This is a genomic window from Halorubrum sp. 2020YC2, from assembly GCF_018623055.1.
Taxonomy (GTDB): Archaea; Halobacteriota; Halobacteria; order Halobacteriales; family Haloferacaceae; genus Halorubrum.
Map to the genome: position 1 here is coordinate 1,701,678 of NZ_CP076019.1, position 18,992 is coordinate 1,720,669.

Below are 18,992 nucleotides of genomic sequence, written 5' to 3' on the forward strand. Positions count from 1 at the left end.
ACCGCCGACCGGTCAGGACTCGTACTCGGCCCAGACGTACCGCGTCCCGTAGCTCCGGTAGGGCCGCCACGCCGCCCCGATCTCCCGCATCTCCGCGCGCGACAGCTCCTCGCCGTCGTTGTAGATCCGCTCTATCCCCTTCCGCACCGCGAGGTCCCCGAGCGGCAGCACGTCCCCGCGGCCGAGCGCGAAGATGAGGTACATCCGCGCGGTCCACGCCCCGACGCCGCGGATCTCGGTGAGCCGGTCGACGACCGCCTCGTCGCTCACGCCCGCCAGCCCCTCCCGGGTGAAGTCGCGCTCGCCGTCGCGGAAGGCGGCGGCGACGTTACGTAGGTACTCGACCTTCGTGCCGCTGAGTCCGGCCTCGCGCAGGGCCGCCTCGTCGGCGGCGAGGACGCGGTCTGGCGTCGGCGCGCCGCCGAGGACGTCCACGAAGCGCTCGCGGATCGCCGCCGCGGAGGCCGTCGAGAGCTGCTGGTTCACGATCGAGGTACAGAGCCGGGCGAACTCGTCGTCCGCGGGCGCGACGTCGAGGGGGCCGCGCCGGTCGACCAGCGCCGCCATCGTCGGGTCCTCGCGGAGGGTCGCCGCGACGGAATCGTCCATGGCGGTGGGCGGGACCGCACGCACGAGTGCGATTCGGTTCCGCGCCGACCCGGCGGCCGCCTCGGTGCGCGTCGTCCCGCCCCTTCCTCACCGCGATAAACTCACCGCGCGTTTGGCGTTTGGAAGATGGAAAGGTTCAATCATGACGGTTCCGACCGTTCGGGTATGCAACTCGAAGACGTCCAGCGCGTGGTAGTGCTCGGCGCCGGAAACATGGGACACGGGATCGCGGAAGTGGCCGCGCTCGCCGGCTACGACGTGTCGCTCCGCGACATCAACGACGAACTCGTCCAGAAGGGGTACGACCAGATCGAGTGGTCGCTCGGCAAGCTCGCGGAGAAGGACCGCATCGGCGGCGACGAGGCCGACGCCGCGCTCGACCGCGTCGAGGCGTTCGTCGACCTCGAGGACGCGCTCGACGGCGCCGACGTGGTCGTCGAGGTCGTCCCCGAGAAGATGGCGATCAAGAAGGACGTGTACGACGAGGTGGTCGAACACGCCCCCGACGAGGCCGTCTTCGTCACCAACACATCCAGCCTCTCTATCACCGAACTGTCGGAGGTCACCGACCGCCCCGAGCGCTTCTGCGGGATGCACTTCTTCAACCCGCCGGTGCGGATGGACCTCGTCGAGGTCATCTCGGGGAAACACACCTCGGAGGACACCCTCGACCTGATCGAGGGGCTCGCGGAGTCGATGGGGAAGACCCCGGTCCGCGTCCGAAAGGACAGCCCCGGGTTCGTCGTCAACCGCATCCTCGTCCCGCTGATGAACGAGGCGGCGTGGATCGTCGAGTCCGGCGACGCCGATGTCGAGACGGTCGACTCCACGACGAAGTTCGGCATGGGCCTCCCGATGGGGTCGTTCGAACTCGCGGACCAGGTCGGCATCGACGTGGGCTACCACGTGCTGGAGTACATGCACGAGGTCCTCGGCGACGCCTATCGCCCGTGCCCGCTGCTCGGTGAGAAGGTGGAGGCGGAGACCCTCGGGAAGAAGACCGGGAAGGGCTTTTACGACTACGAGGACGGCGACGGCGCCCAGATCCCGAGCGACGCGCTCGACGAGGAGATCAGCCGCCGCCTGCTCGCGGTGATGGCCAACGAGACGGCCGGCCTGATCGGCAACGACGTGGCCGACGCGGACGACATCGACGAGGCGGTCAAGCTCGGCGCCGGCTTCCCCGACGGCCCGGCCAAGCTGGCCGACGCCGAGGGGCTCGACGCCTTGGTCGAGACGCTCGACGACCTCGCGGAGGAGACGGGCGAGGCGCGCTACGAGGCGGCCGACTACCTGCGCGAGGCCGCCGAGTCCGGCGGCTTCCGCGGCGGCGCAGACGGGGGGAGCGGCGACGCGGACGCCGGTCCCGAATTCGATGTCCTGAACGTCAGCGTCGACGAGCGGGTCGGCCACATTGAGATCGACCGCCCGCACCGGATGAACACGATCAGCGGCGAGGTGCTCGACGAGCTGGAGACGGCGATCGACCGGCTCGACGCCGACGACGACGTGCGGGCCATCCTGCTGTCCGGCGCGGGCGACCGCGCCTTCTCCGCGGGCGCGGACGTCCAGAGCATGGCCGCGGGCGGCGCCGACCCGATCCACGCCGTCGAGCTCTCCCGGCAGGGCCAGCGGACGTTCGGCAAGTTAGAGGAGTCGGACAAGCCCGTGATCGCCGCCATCGACGGCTACTGCCTCGGCGGCGGGATGGAGCTGGCGACCGCGGCGGACATGCGGATCGCCTCCGAGCGCTCCGAGCTGGGCCAGCCCGAACTCGACCTCGGCCTGCTCCCGGGGTGGGGCGGCACGCAGCGGCTCGCCCGGATCGTGGGTGAGGGGCGCGCGAAGGAGATCATCCTCACCGCGGACCGCTACGACGCCGAGACGATGGCCGACTACGACTTCGTCAACGAGGTCGTCCCGGACGACGAGCTCGATGAGCGGGCGCGCGAGCTGGCCGAGAAGCTCGCCCGCGGTCCGCCGATCGCCCAGAAGTACACGAAGCGCGCGATCCACGCCGGCCGCACCGACAACGAGGCCGGACTGGAGGTCGAGGCGATGGGCTTCGGCCACGTGATGAACACCGACGACCTCATCGAGGGGGTCACGGCGTTCATGGGCGACGGCGAGCCGGAGTTCGAAGGGAAGTAATAGGCGAAAGGGTCCGCCGTAGTAGGGATCATCGCGTCTCCGACTACGCATTTATAACTGAGTGATCACGGAGTCGAAAAGAACGCCACCGAAGCCCCAGCCGCTCGGCTGTACGCTACTGTTTATAAACCGATGATCAACACCGATACCACCGAAGCCCCAGCCGCGAGGCGGGCGCACACTCGCTGCGCTCCTCGGTCGCTCACTGCGTTCGCTCCCTGCGGTGCTTGCGTCGTCTGCGCCCGCCTCGCGACTGCCCCTTCGATTCCCGCCCCGCACCGCTCCGCACAGCACCTCACGCCTCCCCAGCCTCGTCAGTCACCTCCGCTTCGCTCCGGCGACTGACTCCCTCGCGCGTGCGGTTCGCGGCCTGCGGCCGCTCACCGGCACGCGCCACTGGAAATTTGAGGTTCCGATCCGCGGTCCAGTCGCTGCCGGTTATTTAAAAGAAGTCGCGGTCGCTGGAAACGACGGTCGCGACCGAATTCGACCTTAGACGTACCCTTCCTCGACGAGCAGTTCGCCGTTGAGCAGCGAGGCGCCGGCCGCGCCGCGGATCGTGTTGTGCGCGAGGCAGTTGTACTTCGCGCCGGCGTCGGTCGACTGGACGCCGCCGGCGACGATGCCCATCCCGTCCGCGTACGTGCGGTCGAGGCGCGGCTGCGGGCGCTCCGGCTCGTCGTCACCGAACACCTTGATCAGCCGGTCGGGCGAACTGGGGAGGTCCCCGGCGCCCTCGAACGAGCGCATCGCCTCGCGGAGGTCCTCGGGCGACGGGTCCGCGGCGAACTCCGCGAAGACGTTCTCCAAGTGCCCGTCGAGCGTTGGGATCCGGTTGCAGGAGGCGGCCACGTCGGCGCCGTGAAGACTGACCTCGGCGCCGTCGAACTCGCCCAGCAGCTTCCGCGACTCCGTCTCCATCTTGTTCTCTTCGCCGCCGATGTGCGGGATGGCGTTGTCGATGATCTCCATCGAGGTGACGCCGGAGTAGCCGGCGCCCGAGACGGCCTGAAGCGTCGAGACGCGGACGCTTTCGAGGCCGAACTCGTCGATGGCGGCGAGCGTCGGCACCATCGTGATCGTCGAGCAGTTCGGGTTCTTCACTAAGGCGCCGTCCCAGCCCCGCTCGTCGCGCTGGACCTCGATCAGGTCGAGGTGGTCGGGGTTGATCTCGGGGATGGTGAGCGGCACGTCCGCGGCCATGCGGTCGTTCGAGGAGTTCGAGGAGACGACGTACCCCTCCGCTAAGAACGCCGGTTCGACCTCGGCGGCGACGCCGGAGGGCAGCGAGGAGAAGAGGAGGTCCACGTCGTCGTCCGCGATCCCCGCGGGCGTCGTCTCCGCGACCTCCATCTCGGCCACGTCGTCGGGGATGGGCGTGTCGACGCGCCACTTGGCCGCCTCGCGGTAGGTCTCCCCCGCGCTCTCCGAACTCGCGGTGACCGCGGCGAGGTCGAACGTCGGGTGGTCGTCGAGCAACTGGATGAATCGCTGGCCCACGGCGCCCGTCGCGCCGAGGATGCCGACTCGGACTGACATTGCGCGTGGGTCCGTGACAGGGACGTAAGTGCGTTCGGATAGGCGTCGATACCGCCGGTCGCGGCCGGCGTCGCACTCGCGAGCCGGCGCGATCCCGCCACGGTCCCGCGATCGGCCCCGTTAGGCAACGCATTATAAATAGGGGAGCGTGGTACTGCCGCGCTATGTCCGAGTTCGGGGTACTCTCGATTCTGCCGCCGCTGCTCGCCATCGCGCTGGCGATCGTTACCCGTAAGGCGATCCTCTCGCTGTTCCTCGGCATCTGGTCGGGGGCCGTGGTCTACACGGGCGGACTGGGGATCGTCCAGACGTTCGACTGGATCGTCGCGGCGATCGTCGCCGACGACGGGTTCCAAGCGACGATCCTCGTGTTCACGCTGCTGCTCGGCTCCGGCGTGGCCATGGTGTGGAACCTCGGCGGGACCTACGCCGTCCGCGACTGGGCGATCGAACGCCTCGACACGCAGCGCAAGGCGGGGCTGGCCGCGTGGGTCCTCGGAGTGGTCCTGTTCTTCGACGACTACGCGAACACCGCCATCGTCGGCTCGGCCATGAAAGACGTCTCCGATCAGCTCCGGATCTCCCGCGAGAAGCTCTCGTACGTCGTCGACTCCACCGCCGCGCCCGTCGCCACGCTGGGCATCTCCTCGTGGGTCGCGTTCCAGCTGTCGCTGATCGACGACGGGTACGCGGAGGCGGGCGTCGCGGAGGCGAACCGGCCCAGCACCTTCGAGGTGTTCCTCTCCTCCATCCCGTTCAACATGTACGCGATCCTCGCGGTCGCGATGGTCGCCATCGTCGTGCTGTGGGGCCGCGACTACGGCGAGATGCTGACGGCCGAACACCGGTCGTGGACGACCGGGCGGGTCACCCGCGAGGGCGCGGACCCGATGCAGGACGTGGCCGGGGAACTGGGCGAGCCGCCGGCGTCGACGCCGCGGCTGATCAACTTCTTCGCGCCGGTCGCCGTCCTGATCGCCGTCACGGTCGCGACCGCGTTCTGGTCCGGCGGCTTCGCGCCGACCGGCTTCCTGTCCGACCTCCTCGCGGCCGAGTTCGCGAGCGCGGGCGACCGCCTCTGGGAGGCGGTCATCGGCGCCGACTTCGCGACCGCGCTGATGATCGGCGCGTTCGGCATGGTGCTGTCCGGGTTCGCCCTCGGGAAGGCGTACCGGATCTTCGGGTTCGGTGACGCGACGGAGTACGCGGTCGACGGGTTCGGGATCATGCTCACCGCGGTGTCCATCCTCGTGCTCGCGTGGGGGATCGGCGAGGTCATCTCCGCGCTGGAGACGGGGCAGTACGTCGCCGAGGCGACGGTCGGGACGGTGCCACGGCCCGTGCTCCCGGCGCTCGTGCTCGTCGTCGCCGGCTTCATCGCCTTCTCGACGGGGACCTCCTGGGGGACGATGGGGATCATGACGCCCATCGCGGTCCCCATCGCGTGGGAGATCAGCGGGGGCGGCGCCGAGGGACACACCCTCGTCGCGGTCATGGTCGGCGTCATCTTCTCGGGGGCGATCTTCGGGGACCACAGCTCGCTCATCTCCGACACGACGGTGCTGTCCGCGACGTTCACCGGCGCAGACCTCGTCGACCACGTCCGCACGCAGATCTACTACGCCGTCACCGTCGGGCTGGTCTCGGTGGCGCTGCTGCTCGCGTGGGGGTTCTTCGGAATCTCGCCGTTCGTGCTGCTCCCGGTCGGCGTCCTGACGCTCGTCGCGCTCGTCTACCTCCTCTCCGAGTTCGACGCCAATCGCCGCGGGATCGACCCCGTCTCGGTCTCGGAGCCGCAGGCGGACGACGGGGAGCGCGTGGTCGTCGCCGGCAGCGAGAAGGACTGAGCGGCCGATCCGACCTTTTAAACGCGCTCACCGGCTAATGGGGGTCGCGCGCCATTAGTCCCCGCCCGAGTACTCCCCGATGGGAGCGATGATAGCGCGGAGAACCCAGGCGCGCGACACCGGTCGCTGACGCGACCCGCCCGTCGCCGCGCAGGCGACCGCCCGCCACGAGGGTTTCCCGGTTGACGCGGCACGCCGCCGGAGATGAGACCGGTCGTTAGTGTCGCGGGCGTACATTTCACGTATTGCAGTCCCCTCTCAACCCAGTCAACAGTATATTTTTGCGGGAGTAGCAGCAACGCCCATGTATGGCTGAGGGTGAATCGAGGCGGATCGCACGCGAGCTCATGAGCGAGCCCCACATTCGTGGCCGTCGAATCAGCGTCCGGCAGGTGTACGCCCTCGTCGAAGACCGGGGTGAAAACCCCGAGACCGTTGCCGATCGGTACGATCTCGACGTAGCTGACGTGTACCACGCGCTGGCGTACTATCACGACCACCCACGAGAGATGCGTGAGGCCGAACGAGAGCGCGAAGACGCGATAGTGGACTTCCACGAGTCGATCGATCGTCCCGAAGGTATCGATCCGGACGCTGCCTGAAATGGGTGGATAGCGTTTTCTTCTCGACGAGAACATCGATCTAAAGACGGCGACGTATCTGGAGAAGGAAGGAATCCACGCCGAGCACGTCCGTGATGCGCTCTGGCAGGGAGCCGATGACGAAGCGGACGTCCTGCCGTACGCGCGGGAACACCAACTGATCACCGTAACGAGTGAGGTGAAAGACTTCGGTGGACTACCACCAGATGCCCACGCAGGCATCGTTCTCCTCTACGACGATACGATGCCGGCGTATCAGGTCGCGGCTGGCCTTATCACGATAGTCGATACGTATCCGACCCGAGAGGCGTTCGGTGGACGAGAAGAACTCGACCCGTGGATCTGATCAGATACTCCAATTTCACAGCTATGAGGCCTTCAGAAAGGCTAATTCACTTTCACTAAGCCTACTAGTAGATTTTCGTCCGGTAGTGTCGCGGGCGTACATTTCCGCACTCCGAGAGCGACGGCGACCGGTCACTCCGAGTCTCGCAACACCATCGGCCCGACGGCGAGGGTGCGCTTCGCGAGGGTGAGGACGCGGAGCAGGTAGGAGACGAAAAGCGAGAACGGGAGGAGCGTGACCGCGAACGCGCCCGCGACGACGAGCGTCACGTGGTCGACCCCGAGGGTCCGTCCCGGGACCGTTCCGGCGCCGACGCCCGCCAGCATGAGGCCTGCGACGACCAACGCCGGCACCGCGGCGTAGAGGATCTGTCGCGAGAGGTCGATCAGCGCCCACTGGAAGTACAGGGTCTTGACGTGCTCGCGGGCGGGACCGAACAGCGACAGCGACTCCGTCAGTTCCCCGAGGAGGTCGCGCTCGTCGTCGGTGAGCGCCTCGTCGTGATTCCTGACGAGACGCTCGATCCCGCCTATCTTCGGGCCGTAGTCGAAGTTGATCGCGGCGAACACGACGTCGAAGGAGCCGAACTCGGCGCCGTCGAGCTGGCCGCGCACGGCGTCGGCGTTCTCGGTCACTCCCGCGGCGAGGTCGTCGACGTCGCCCCGAAGTGCGGCCCGGTCCGGTCCGTCGCCTTCCCGGTCGTCGACCAGGTCGCGGAGCTCTCGGGCGCGCTCCGCCGCGGCGTCGAGGATCGCGTCGAGGAACGCGGCCGGGTCCGTGGGGGTCGGCGCGCCCGTCAGGGCCGCGATGTCGTCCCGGACCGCGAGCGTGCCGTCCATGCGCTCCTGCTGGTCCCCGAGGGGGCCGTTCTCCTGTGTGAGCACGAGCTGGCCGATCGTGACGACGAGCGTCGCCCCCGTGACGATGGCCGTGATCATCGACGCGAACAGCGTCTCGATCGGGTCGCTCGCTCCGACCTTCTCCGCGAGCGGCGGCGAGAGGACGGCCGCGACGGCGACGAACGCGACGAAGACGGCGAGCGTCAGGACGGCGGCGACGACGAGCCGGTCCGCGCGCAACAACAGCCAGAGCTTCAGCCGGTTCTCGCCGGCGCGCTCGCGCATCGTGTCGGCGGTGTCCGTGTCGCTCTCGGCGTCGGGAGCGTCGTCCGTGCCCGACGTCGCCCCCGCCGGACCGGTCATCGCCGCCCGACGCACGCCGCGAGTTCGTCGGCGTCGCGCCCGGGACCGATCGCGGAACCGGTCGCCCGACCGCCGAGTCCGCCTTCGAACCCCTCCTCGAACGCGGTGCCGTGGCGACCGGGACACCCGTCGAGGGCGCCGAGAAATCCGGTCTCTACCGCCGCGTCGGCCCGAATCGCGTCCCGTCGGTTCAGACGCCTGTGGGGTTCGGTCATACTCAGAGGGATAACCTCCCATCGGAATAAAACTCGCCCGTGAGGGGAGCGGCGGCCGGCCGCGTCGACGCCGAATGGACCCGTATCGACGGCGTTCGAGCGGGCGTACCGCGAGTTCGCAACCGCGTGCGCGGAGCGAGCGCGCCGCAAGTCACAACCCGCGACTCCCCGAAGGAGAGGTATGCCGACAGACGCCGGCGCCGCCGTCACCCTCGTCCGCAACGCCACCGTTCTCGCGACCGTCGACGGGACGACGTTCCTCGTCGACCCGCTGTTCGCCCCGCAGGGCGCGATGCCGCCGATCGACGACACCCCGAACGACCGGAACAACCCGCTGGTCCCGATGCCCGATGTCGACCGCTCGCACGACGCGGTGATCGTCACCCACCGCCATCCGGACCACTTCGACGACGCCGCGAGGGAGGAACTCGGCGCCGACGTGCCGCTGTTCTGCCAGCCCGCGGAAGCCGATGAGTTCGTCGAAGAGGGGTTCACCGACGTGCGACCGGTCGACGAGGAGGCGTCCTTCGACGGTGTCACGCTCCACCGGACGCCCGGCCGACACGGCCACGGGGAGTTGGCCGAGCGGATGGGTCCCGTCTCCGGGTTCGTCCTCGACGCCGAGGAGACGCTGTACCTCGCCGGCGACACGGTCTGGTACGGGCCGGTCGCGGAGACGCTGGACCGGTACGACCCCGACTCGGTCGTCCTCAACGGCGGCGCGGCGCGGTTCAATCAGGGCGAGCCGATCACGATGGGCGTCGACGACGTGACCGCCGTGCGCGACGCCACCGACGCCGCGGTCGCCGTGGTCCACATGGAGGCGATCAACCACTGCCTGCTCTCGCGCGAGGAGCTCCGGGCCGAGACGGAGGACGTGCTGGTGCCTGAGGACGGCGAGCGGATCGAGTGCTGATCGGTTCGGCACTCCGTTCGTCGGAAAAGGTCCGGGTGCGAGAATCGAACCCGCGTCTCAGCCTCCACAAGCGCCCTCAGACCCAATTGCGATCTTCGGGCGCGAACTGAAGGATGGGACCTATACCGGTTCTCACCTAATACACAGGATACCACCCGATATAAAACAGCGCCTTTGTGCCGCAAGGGTCAACAAAGGTTCAGAGAGTTCTCCACCTCTCATCGAATACTTTGATATGATAACCGTCTGAACTACGACCATCTATGGATGAGGACGCGGTGAAAGACTACGTCGATCACGCCCAAGCGACTATTGAGGCGGCCCCACAGATGGATGAGGCCAACACGAAAGCCGCCGTTCTACGTGACTTTCTCGACCTTCTCGACTGGACGATCCCCGATAACACTCAACTGGAATACTCTGTCGAAGCTTTCGGGAAGACCTACAAGGTAGATTACGCCCTGATTCTGGACGGTACCCCCGTTGCCTTCCTCGAAGCCAAAGGCGTAGACACGTCGCTTACGGACAAGCACAGAAAGAAGTTGGAAGCCTATCTCAAGAACGAGGATGTAAACTTGGGTATCCTCACGAACGGAGAGGAATACGAGTTCTATCGGCGGGAAGTGGTTGACACCAAAGTCAACGTGAATACACTCGGGAGAACGGGCCTTCAAAGTCTTCCTGATAGGGTTACAACACTAAGAGCATTCACCAAAGACGCGATCCAGAGCAACGAGTGGGAAAAGATTCTCAACCGAATCAAGGAACTCCGCGAAGCACGGACGACACTTGAAAGAGAGAAGGATGATTTAGCGACAGAAGTTGCGGAACTGTTCTCTGAGCGGATTTCGGGTAAGATCACTCCTCAGACGGAGTCGCAAGCAAAGGAGATGATTGACCGTCTAATCGATGATATTGAGAACGAAATCAATAGTGACGGAGATTCTCCTGAGCGAGACGATATAGAGGAATCACCTCAAGCTATAGTTGAGAAAGATCAGACGAACTCTAACGGAGCTTATCAGATTACGTTCTTTGATGGAGAGAACGAGCTTGCGGAGTTCGGTGCGTCAAAACAGGCCGACGTGTTTATTGAGGCTGTGGATTACCTCGTCAGAAATCATAACCTCATCTCGGAACTTGAGCCACTTCCGTACATTCCGGGACGGACGCGCCCTATCATACATGACGAGAACAGCTTTGAGGGAAAGCAGATGAAGCAACCTCGGGAACTTGCTGGCGGATATTATCTTGAAGTCAACCTAAGCTCTGGACAGAAGCAGAGGGAAATTGGTCGTTTAGTAGAAGTGTGTGACTGCTCTGTTCAGTTCGGCGGTGGTTGGTAGTAAGTTCAGCTACACTGTCTGTAGCTTTACTGCCAATTCGTAAGTGATCGAAAACTGGATATGTCCCTGTCATAATGATTTGCCGTGGCAACGCTTCGCAATAAGACTACCAGTAAGGGTGTGATTGTTAGATGGAAGCCATATCCAGATCACAATCGCCCAAGCACATATCAGGTCAAAACTAGGGCTGTATCATTTCTTGCGGAACTTGGATTTAGTGTTCCTAATCAAGGGGATGAGGTAGATGTTCCATGGGACATTTGCCGTCCACTCCGCGTATTAGGTGATCTACATTTCAAATCAGATAGTACTGGAGAAGTAGAGACAGATGATATTGGAGAAATAAACGAAGATTTTGCTCAAGATCTTTCAGAGTCCCAACGCGAAGATCTTAGACGATATATTGCTACACATGACAATTATCAAAAGCAGAGTTCCACACTCGCTGGTGAAATATCTTCATTACCAGAAGGCGATGAAGAAAATGATGAGAGTACTGATCTATATAAAAACCAGTTACAGGAGGGGGATCGATTCGTAGCCACAATAGATAGAATCAGCAACTCAGGAAATGGCATTGTCAACACAAATGAATCACACATCAATATTGGTCCTGTAAAACCGAATGCTGACGGGACAAAAGTAGGGGTGGAAATGTATTCTGGTGCTTCTGGTATCTGTATAACGGAAAGCGTTCGAGCCGAGAACTATACTTCGAACTTTTGGAGGGCAAATCGCCATCAGTTCCACAAATTTGGAAAAGAGACTATTGACTCGGCGATGTTCTGCGAGGATTGTGGCTCAGTCGCACTGAAATCAGGAGAGAAATGGAAGTGTGGTACCTGTGGTAGTGAATTCCCACCTGACAACGCCGGTGGTAGTAGTGAAACTATAGACCTCGGTATAGCTGAATCCTCGGACCCGGGAGAAGTAATTGAAGGAGTAGCGGTTGTGTATGACTCTGAGAATAACTTCTGTTCAAGAAGAGAAAAAAGAATAAAAATCGTAGGAGATCAAGATCTTGGTACGGAGGTTGATGTAGAGATACAATCTCGGCGAGATGGTTACGTAGTGGCCAAAGTGGTTGATTTATCCAATGAAAACAAGAATTCACCTCCAGAGGATACCACGACACAGAAATCTCTTGATGAACTAAGGAAAGAAGCTGAAGAAGCGGCTACTGATAACGTTTCAGCCACCGTAAGTAAATCGAGTTCTACGACAACTCGTTATTCACGGTCACAAGAAATCAAGGATTATGTAAAAGCTCGTGCTGATGGTGTCTGCGAGGGTTGTAATGAACCAGCGCCATTCACCGACAAAAGCGGCGATCCATATCTCCAAGTTCACCACATCCACGAACTAAGTGATGGAGGTTCTGACGCACCAGAGAATGTAGTAGCACTTTGCCCAAACTGTCACTATAGGGTTCATCACGGACAGGATGGTGAGAGTTATAACCAAGAATTGTCGTCTGAATCTGATGAGCAGAATAATGATGGGGGTTTGTCCTCCTTACTTGAGGAAATATCTGAAAGCAATTAGTCGTTTGAGGTGCCTCCATTAGTTCTTAGGTCTACTTTTTGTACCACTATCTCCTCCGACTATTACTCACACCACAGGAGATATGACCCCCTGAACACACTACTCCTCTATGTCGCTGTCACTCCCCGACCTCGATTCTCACCTCTTCAAATGTGCCGACATAATTCGGGACGCCGTCGATCCAACCGACTACAAAGAGTTCATTCTCCCGCTCGTCTACTATAAGGCGATCTCCGACGAGTACGAGAAGCAATACCAAGAAAACGTTGAGAAGTACGGTGACGAAGACCTCGCCCGACGCCCGAAACTCTACGACGTTCCCGTTGTTCCCGAAGGCTACCTGTGGGAAGACCTCCGGAGCGTTAGCGACAACGTTGACCAAGCGCTGAACGAGGCTTTCGACGCCGTCACCGATGCGAACCCCGAGCTACAAGGCGTCTTCCGGGCCGACTACATCGACGCCGACGCCCTTGACGACGATCGCCTCGGGAAACTGGTCGAACACCTCTCCACACACGACCTCGACCGAGACAGTATCCCGCCGGATATGCTCGGAGAGGCGTACATGGATCTCGTCCGTCAGTTTGCCGAAGAAGAAGGGAAATCGGGCGGCCAATTCTTCACGCCGCCGCATATTGTCAACCTGTGTGTGCGGCTCGTAGACGACTTTGAGGACGGTCAAACGTTCCACGACCCAACGGTCGGATCCGGGGGAATGCTCATTGAGGCGGCTCGCTACTACCGTGAGGAGCAAGGTGGTGACCCCGAGAAGCTCCGGTTCTCCGGACAAGAGATTAATCCGGACATTGCCGCGATCGCGAAGATGAACCTCTCCATCCACGGATTGAATGGGACCATCGAGCGTGAGGACTCTCTCTCGAAGCCAGCGTTTACCAATGAGGACGAAAACGAACTCACTCGGTTCGATCGGGTTCTCGCCAACTTCCCCTTCTCGGCGGATTGGGCGAAAGACGAACTACAGGATGACCCTTACAATCGATTCGATTGGCACGAGAAGCTTCCCCGAGCAGACCGTGGCGATTATGCCTTTATTCAGCACATCGCAAAACAACTGAAGCGTCCCGAAGATGATGGGAACGGCGGGAAAGCGGCCATCGTTATCCCTCACGGCGTTCTGTTCCGGAAACACGAGAGTCGGTATCGAAAGTCGATGTTGGAGAACGACATGGTGGAGGCGATTGTCGGCCTCCCCGAAAACCTATTCCAGAACAATTCGATCCCTTCGGCTGTCCTCGTGCTGAATACGAACAAGCCAGAGGATCGGGAGAACGAAGTACAGTTCGTTCACGCCGCTGATGAGGACTTCTACACCGAACTCTCGAATCAAAACGAACTAACCGAGGACGGGCTTGACCACATTATTGAGAACTTCCGTGGGTGGTCAACCGAAGAAAGGGTGAGCCGAACTGTCTCATTGGACGAGATCCGGGAGAACGATTATAATCTCAATATTGCGCTCTACGTGGACACGACTGAGCCTGAAGAAGACATAGATGTAAAAGAAGAACTAGCTAAATTACGGGAGTTACAATCTGAGCGTGATGAGATTGAGGCGACGATGACAGAGCATATGGAGGCGCTGGATTATGAGTAAGGATACGACGTTGGACGAGTTTGCTGAAACAGATTCCGATTCCTCTGAACCAGAGGCAGAGGATTTAGTCCGGAAAACGGTCTGCGGTATTCCACCACAAGACTGGACTGTAGCAAGATTAGGCGAATTGGTTCATGTAGTCAGCGGGAACTCACTACCGACAGAGTATCAGAATGGAAATGAAAGCGGGCATCCCGTTTACAAAGTTTCCGACATGAATGCTACTGGAAATCAGAAATACGTCTCTGACAGCTCAAACCGACTCTCAAAAGAAAATTTAGAAAAAATAAATCATACGCTCTATCCAGAAGGAACGACAATTCTCCCTAAGGTTGGAGCCGCACTGTTGACAAACAAGCGCCGTCTGCTTACCGAGCCTTCTTCATTTGATAATAATGTGATGGGTTGGGTTCCTGATGAAATCAATCCAGAGTTCCTCTACTATATATCGTGTGTCATTGACATGGAGGCAGTCGCACAGAAAGGGGCAGTACCTTCCATCAGTAAGGCGATTGCCAAATCCCTCAAAGTCCCCTCTCCACCGCTCCCTGAACAGCGCAAGATCGCCACCGTACTCTACACGGTTGACCAGGCGATCGAGAAGACAGAGGAAATCGTAGAAGAATATCAAACTATCCTATCAGGCCTTATTGAGGATATAGCTACGACAGGTATTGGTAATGAGAATTTAGTCGAACATAAAGTGCCAATGCTTCCAGAAAGGTGGGAAATCCCAAATCATTGGAGATTAGAATTTTTGGAAGATATAACGACTCTAATTACAGACGGCGCCCATCAGACACCGACGTATGTAGAAAGTGGAATCCCATTTTTAAAAGTGGAAAATATCAAACAAGATAGAATCGATTGGGGTTCAGTAGCCAGAATACCTGAAGAAGAGCATGAGAAGCTAACCAATCGAAGTAATCCAACAGAAGGAGATGTTCTATTATCCAAGAATGGAACTATTGGTATCTCAAAAGTAGTTGATTGGGATAACGAATTCAGCCATTTCGTTAGTCTCGCGCTGATACGTCCCAATAAGAGTACAATTCATCCAGATTATTTGGCTACACTATTAGAATCACGAATCTGTATGAGACAGGCAAATGCCCGGTCAAAGACAGGAACTGTAACAAACTTACACCTTGAGGAAATTAAGAAACTGTCAATACCAGTACCGCCGCTATCTGAACAAAAGGAGATTCTTAAGAAAGTTTCAGTTGTTGAGGACGGCCTCCATTCGGAAAGTAGGTATCTAAATCAGCTACGACGTGTTAAACAGGGTCTCATGCGAGACCTTCTCTCTGGAACAGTCAGAACAACCAACACTAACATAGAGGTGCCCGACAAAATCACCCAACATGGTTAGCGTCCCCAACGAAGGCGGCGTCGAACGATCCCTCCTCTCATGGCTTGACGCCGTCGGTTGGGAAACACACGGGCAAGATGGAAGCCGGGGCGCAAACGTTCTCGACGGGAAGTACGACCGCCGGAGTAACGAGGTCATCTACTGGAACCTCCTGAAAGAGCAAATAATTGAAATCAATGAGGAAATTACTGAGGACAACGCCGATCGGTTCCTCAATTCACTCCGTCGAGAGCTTGATTACGAGAATTTATTGGAAGGCAATCAGAACTTCCATGAACTTCTCACAAAGGGCAAAACCTTTGGAGTGGAGAATGCCCACGGCGGGAACGACACGATCTACGTTGACCTGATCGACTTCGGTCCGAAGACCTTCTCAGAATCAAACCGATTCCACGCTGTCAATCAGTTCTCTGTCTCCCGAGGAGCAACCATTCGCCCGGACGTGACGCTGTTCGTCAACGGGATCCCCCTCGTCACGATGGAGTTGAAGTCTCTGGCACAAGATAACGACTACTACGACGCCATAAACGACCTCCAACAGTACGAGGAAGACGTCCCCCGGATGTTTATTCCCGGACTGTTCAACGTCGCCGCCGACACCATGGAGTTCCGATACGGCTCTGTGGGTGCCCCTGACGAGTTCTACGAGTTGTGGAACGAGGCCCCCGAACAGTACGCCAACGAGGACAACCAGATGAAACAGGCTGTCCAAGCCTTGTGTAATCCGGCGACTCTTGTGGACGTCCTCAAGAACTTCGTCTTCTTCGAGAAGCGACCGGGTGGCGACGCCAAGATCATCCCGAGATACACCCAATACTACGCCGTCAACAGAATCCTCGACAGAGTCCGTGAGGGGGTTCACGATCGAGGACTTATCTGGCACACCCAAGGCTCAGGGAAGTCGTTCACTATGCTCTATGCGGCTGAGAACCTTCTCTCTCGAAGCGAGGTAGTTCGCAACCCGCAAGTCTTCATCATCGTCGATACGGACAAGCTCAACAGCCAAATGCGGGACCAGCTTTCGAACCTCTCGCTGGCCCAATGGACAGAGGCCAAATCCATCGATCATCTCCAAGAACTGATCGAGGAAGGGAGTAGCCAACTGATTCTCACGACTATTCAGAAGTTCCAAGACGTAGAGCCGGACACGCAAGGGAACGACGAAGTGATCGTCATGTCCGACGAGGCCCACCGATTCATGGAGGCCGACCTCGGAAGCCGTCTCGACGCCGCACTCCCCAATAGTTCACATTTCGGCTTCACCGGGACTCCCGTGCGGGAAGGGGAACGAGAGAAGGACCGAAACACATTCACCGAGTTCAGTCCCGAAGGTGAGGACTATCTCCACCGGTACTCGGTCAAACAGGGGATCGAAGACGGCCTCATTCTCCCGGTCTACTTCACTCTCCGACACGAGATGGAGTGGAAAGTATCCGAAGACGCCCTTGACGAGAAGTTCGAACACGAGTTCCGTGGGATGACGACCGAGGAGAAGCGAGAGTTCATCAGTAAAAACGTCACCAGCCGGACCATGGCCGAACTCGAGCCTCGGGTTGATCGGGCCGTCGAAGAGATAGACGCCCATTATCAGGAGAAGGTCGCCCCCAACGGCTGGAAAGGAATGGTCGTTACACCGAGCCGGCGGTCAGCCGCCATGTACGGGGAACGATTGAGAGAGCGTCGGGGAGAGGACGCCGTCGAAGTCCTCTTTACATCCACCAACGACGATCCCGACCTCATTCGGAAGTTCCACACGGACCCCGAGGAGCGTGACAGTATCGTTGAAAGCTTCAAGGAACCCGAGGAGAATCCGAGCCTTCTCGTCGTTCACAATATGCTCCTTACGGGCTTCGACGCTCCGATCCTGAAGACGATGTATCTCGATCGGAACCTGACAGACCACAATCTCCTCCAAGCTATTGCCCGGACAAATCGGCCAGCCGATGGGAAACAGAACGGGGAGATCGTAGACTTTCAAGGGGTCTTTGAGAACATCGACGACGCTCTCGACTACGACGCCGAGACGAAGGCATACGCGGCTCGTGACGAGGAAGAGCTATTCGACGATCTCGTTGACCAGTTGGAGACGGTCATGGACATTTTCGACGGGATCCCGAAAGACGATTCCCAAGAGGCTACAAACGCCGCAGTCTCCCGGATCAGTAAGCACCCTGAACGCCGCGAATTCAAACAGGGCTTCCGAGGGCTCCAGAACCTCTACGAATCCGTGGCCCCGGACGGTCGGTTGATTAAAGAAGGGATTCAGGACCAGTACAAGTGGTTGAGTCGGATTCAGGTAGCCTTTGAGCGAACTACTTCCGGGAAAGAGGCCCCTGAAGACGATATGCGGGAGAAGACACGCCAGATAATCAACGAGAACGTGGATGTGGGTGAGATCCGCGACGATTTCCCGACGTACAAATTGGGAGAAGAATTCCTTGAAGACGCAGAAGGGCTGGACAATCCCGGCGTGAAAGCCTCTCAGATAGCTCACGCAACTCAGGATCACCTCCATCCGAGAACGGGTCAGAATCCCCGCTACCAGCGTTTAAGCGAACGGGTGACAGAGATCGTTGAACGCTGGCAAGGCGGTGACGTGGCTGATCCGGAAGCGGTTGAGGCACTCAAATCAGTTGAAGAAGAAGTCATTGAAGTTGAGAAAGAAGCTGGTGATGACTCCGACGAGCGTGCCAAATACGCCATTGAGAATCACCTAACAGAGGAGCTTGACGAGGAATTTGAACGGGGAAATGCCGCCGACATAGCAGATTCCATTGTCGATCAGTTTGAGGACCGCGTGGATCGTGCTTATTCAGGGTGGGAGACTAACAAGGCGACCGAACAAGATGTGGAGGAGCTGATCCTCGACGTGGTCGCGCTTGAATACAACCGGCCCGACCTGATCGATGACCCACTCGTAGACGCGATCCGGAATTACCTCGTGAACAATTATGCCTGAAACGGCACCCCGGAAGGTCACACTTCAAGGGGAGAACGTCGCCTATGAGGTACGCCAGAGCGACGAGGCAACGCAACCACGGATAGATTTGGATTTACATGGAGTTCGGGTCGTTCTTCCAGATGACTCCACCACGGACCCCGAGGAGCTTCTCAAGGAGAACGCCGTGTGGGTTCTGGAAAAGAAGCGAAAGTACGACGCCTATCGTGAGCAAATCCCTGATCGGGAATTCGAAGAAGGAGAACGATTTCCGTATCTCGGGGAACAGTACGAAATTGTCGTGGAACAACGTCCCGCTTCACAGGTAGTCGAGAACGAATTTCGACTGGCAAAGCACCATGTGGAACAGACATCTATCAAGCGGGCTTTGGAGACTCTTTATCGGCGGAAAGCTCGGGAACTCTTTGAAAACCGGGCTAATCACTTCTCGGAGGAGATAGGAGTCGAGTACGACAAGATCGAGGTCAGAAATCAACGGACGAAGTGGGGATCGTGTTCCACCACAGGCACTCTCGGTTTGAACTGGCGATTGATGATGGCTCCATCAGATATTGTCGATTACGTCGTTGTTCACGAGCTGGCCCATCTCCGTGAACAGAATCATACTGACGAGTTCTGGTCGCTGGTCGCAGAACACGATCCTGAGTACACAGAACACTCTGAGTGGTTAGAAGATAACAGCACATCTCTCATCTTTTCAACGGATGACCTATAGGTAGTAGTATATT

Annotated in this window: 14 protein-coding genes; 10 read left to right on the top strand and 4 right to left on the bottom strand. The window is 59.4% G+C overall.

Annotated features, from left to right (window positions below; genetic code table 11):
* Positions 1–12: 12 nt before the first annotated feature.
* Entirely contained in the window at positions 13–609 is a 597-nt protein-coding gene (locus tag KI388_RS08430) for a DNA-3-methyladenine glycosylase 2 family protein (RefSeq protein ID WP_215086230.1), read from the bottom strand.
* A 165-nt stretch (positions 610–774) separates the two neighbouring features.
* Here KI388_RS08430 and KI388_RS08435 point away from each other — a divergent pair, with 165 nt between their 5' ends.
* Positions 775–2,760 carry a 3-hydroxyacyl-CoA dehydrogenase/enoyl-CoA hydratase family protein gene (locus KI388_RS08435; RefSeq protein WP_215086231.1) on the top strand — a complete coding sequence of 662 codons (1,986 nt, stop codon included), beginning with the start codon at positions 775–777 and terminating at the stop codon, positions 2,758–2,760.
* A gap of 492 nt (positions 2,761–3,252) precedes the next feature.
* Here the strand turns inward: KI388_RS08435 and asd are convergent, their stop codons facing one another.
* Positions 3,253–4,299, bottom strand: coding sequence for an aspartate-semialdehyde dehydrogenase (gene asd / locus KI388_RS08440; protein WP_215086232.1), 1,047 nt, complete (start codon positions 4,297–4,299; stop codon positions 3,253–3,255).
* Between the two features lie 164 nt (positions 4,300–4,463).
* Between asd and KI388_RS08445 the strand changes: the two genes are divergently transcribed.
* Both KI388_RS08445 and KI388_RS08450 read left to right on the top strand, forming a co-directional pair.
* Positions 4,464–6,146, top strand: coding sequence for a Na+/H+ antiporter NhaC family protein (locus tag KI388_RS08445; protein ID WP_215086233.1), 1,683 nt, complete (start codon positions 4,464–4,466; stop codon positions 6,144–6,146).
* 308 nt (positions 6,147–6,454) lie between these two features.
* On the top strand, positions 6,455–6,748 hold the full coding sequence (locus tag KI388_RS08450; protein ID WP_215086234.1) for a DUF433 domain-containing protein: 294 nt from the start codon (positions 6,455–6,457) through the stop codon (positions 6,746–6,748).
* 477 nt (positions 6,749–7,225) lie between these two features.
* Here the strand turns inward: KI388_RS08450 and KI388_RS08460 are convergent, their stop codons facing one another.
* Both KI388_RS08460 and KI388_RS08465 read right to left on the bottom strand, forming a co-directional pair.
* Positions 7,226–8,296 carry a hypothetical protein gene (locus KI388_RS08460; protein ID WP_215086235.1) on the bottom strand — a complete coding sequence of 357 codons (1,071 nt, stop codon included), beginning with the start codon at positions 8,294–8,296 and terminating at the stop codon, positions 7,226–7,228.
* The gene (locus tag KI388_RS08465; RefSeq protein WP_215086236.1) at positions 8,293–8,511 is read right to left on the bottom strand and encodes a hypothetical protein; all 219 of its coding nucleotides are present in this window, start codon (positions 8,509–8,511) and stop codon (positions 8,293–8,295) included. The genes KI388_RS08460 and KI388_RS08465 overlap by 4 nt, the downstream gene beginning before the upstream one ends.
* Positions 8,512–8,692: 181 nt before the next feature.
* Between KI388_RS08465 and KI388_RS08470 the strand changes: the two genes are divergently transcribed.
* The 7 genes from KI388_RS08470 (at position 8,693) to KI388_RS08500 (ending at position 18,979) form a co-directional block, all read left to right on the top strand.
* Positions 8,693–9,427 (top strand): MBL fold metallo-hydrolase, encoded by a 735-nt coding sequence (locus KI388_RS08470; protein ID WP_215086237.1) that lies wholly within the window; start codon positions 8,693–8,695, stop codon positions 9,425–9,427.
* A gap of 263 nt (positions 9,428–9,690) precedes the next feature.
* On the top strand, positions 9,691–10,773 hold the full coding sequence (locus tag KI388_RS08475) for a type I restriction endonuclease (protein WP_215086238.1): 1,083 nt from the start codon (positions 9,691–9,693) through the stop codon (positions 10,771–10,773).
* Between the two features lie 84 nt (positions 10,774–10,857).
* A complete protein-coding gene (locus KI388_RS08480; RefSeq protein WP_215086239.1) occupies positions 10,858–12,318 on the top strand; it encodes an HNH endonuclease signature motif containing protein in 1,461 nt (486 codons plus the stop codon).
* 109 nt (positions 12,319–12,427) lie between these two features.
* Positions 12,428–13,933: a class I SAM-dependent DNA methyltransferase gene (locus KI388_RS08485; RefSeq protein WP_215086240.1), complete on the top strand. Its 1,506-nt coding sequence runs from the start codon at positions 12,428–12,430 to the stop codon at positions 13,931–13,933.
* Positions 13,926–15,305: a restriction endonuclease subunit S gene (locus tag KI388_RS08490; RefSeq protein ID WP_215086241.1), complete on the top strand. Its 1,380-nt coding sequence runs from the start codon at positions 13,926–13,928 to the stop codon at positions 15,303–15,305. The genes KI388_RS08485 and KI388_RS08490 overlap by 8 nt, the downstream gene beginning before the upstream one ends.
* Entirely contained in the window at positions 15,298–18,264 is a 2,967-nt protein-coding gene (locus KI388_RS08495; RefSeq protein ID WP_215086242.1) for a type I restriction endonuclease subunit R, read from the top strand. The genes KI388_RS08490 and KI388_RS08495 overlap by 8 nt, the downstream gene beginning before the upstream one ends.
* Positions 18,257–18,979 carry a SprT family zinc-dependent metalloprotease gene (locus KI388_RS08500; protein WP_215086243.1) on the top strand — a complete coding sequence of 241 codons (723 nt, stop codon included), beginning with the start codon at positions 18,257–18,259 and terminating at the stop codon, positions 18,977–18,979. Before KI388_RS08495 ends, KI388_RS08500 begins: the two co-directional genes overlap by 8 nt.
* Positions 18,980–18,992: the final 13 nt, after the last annotated feature.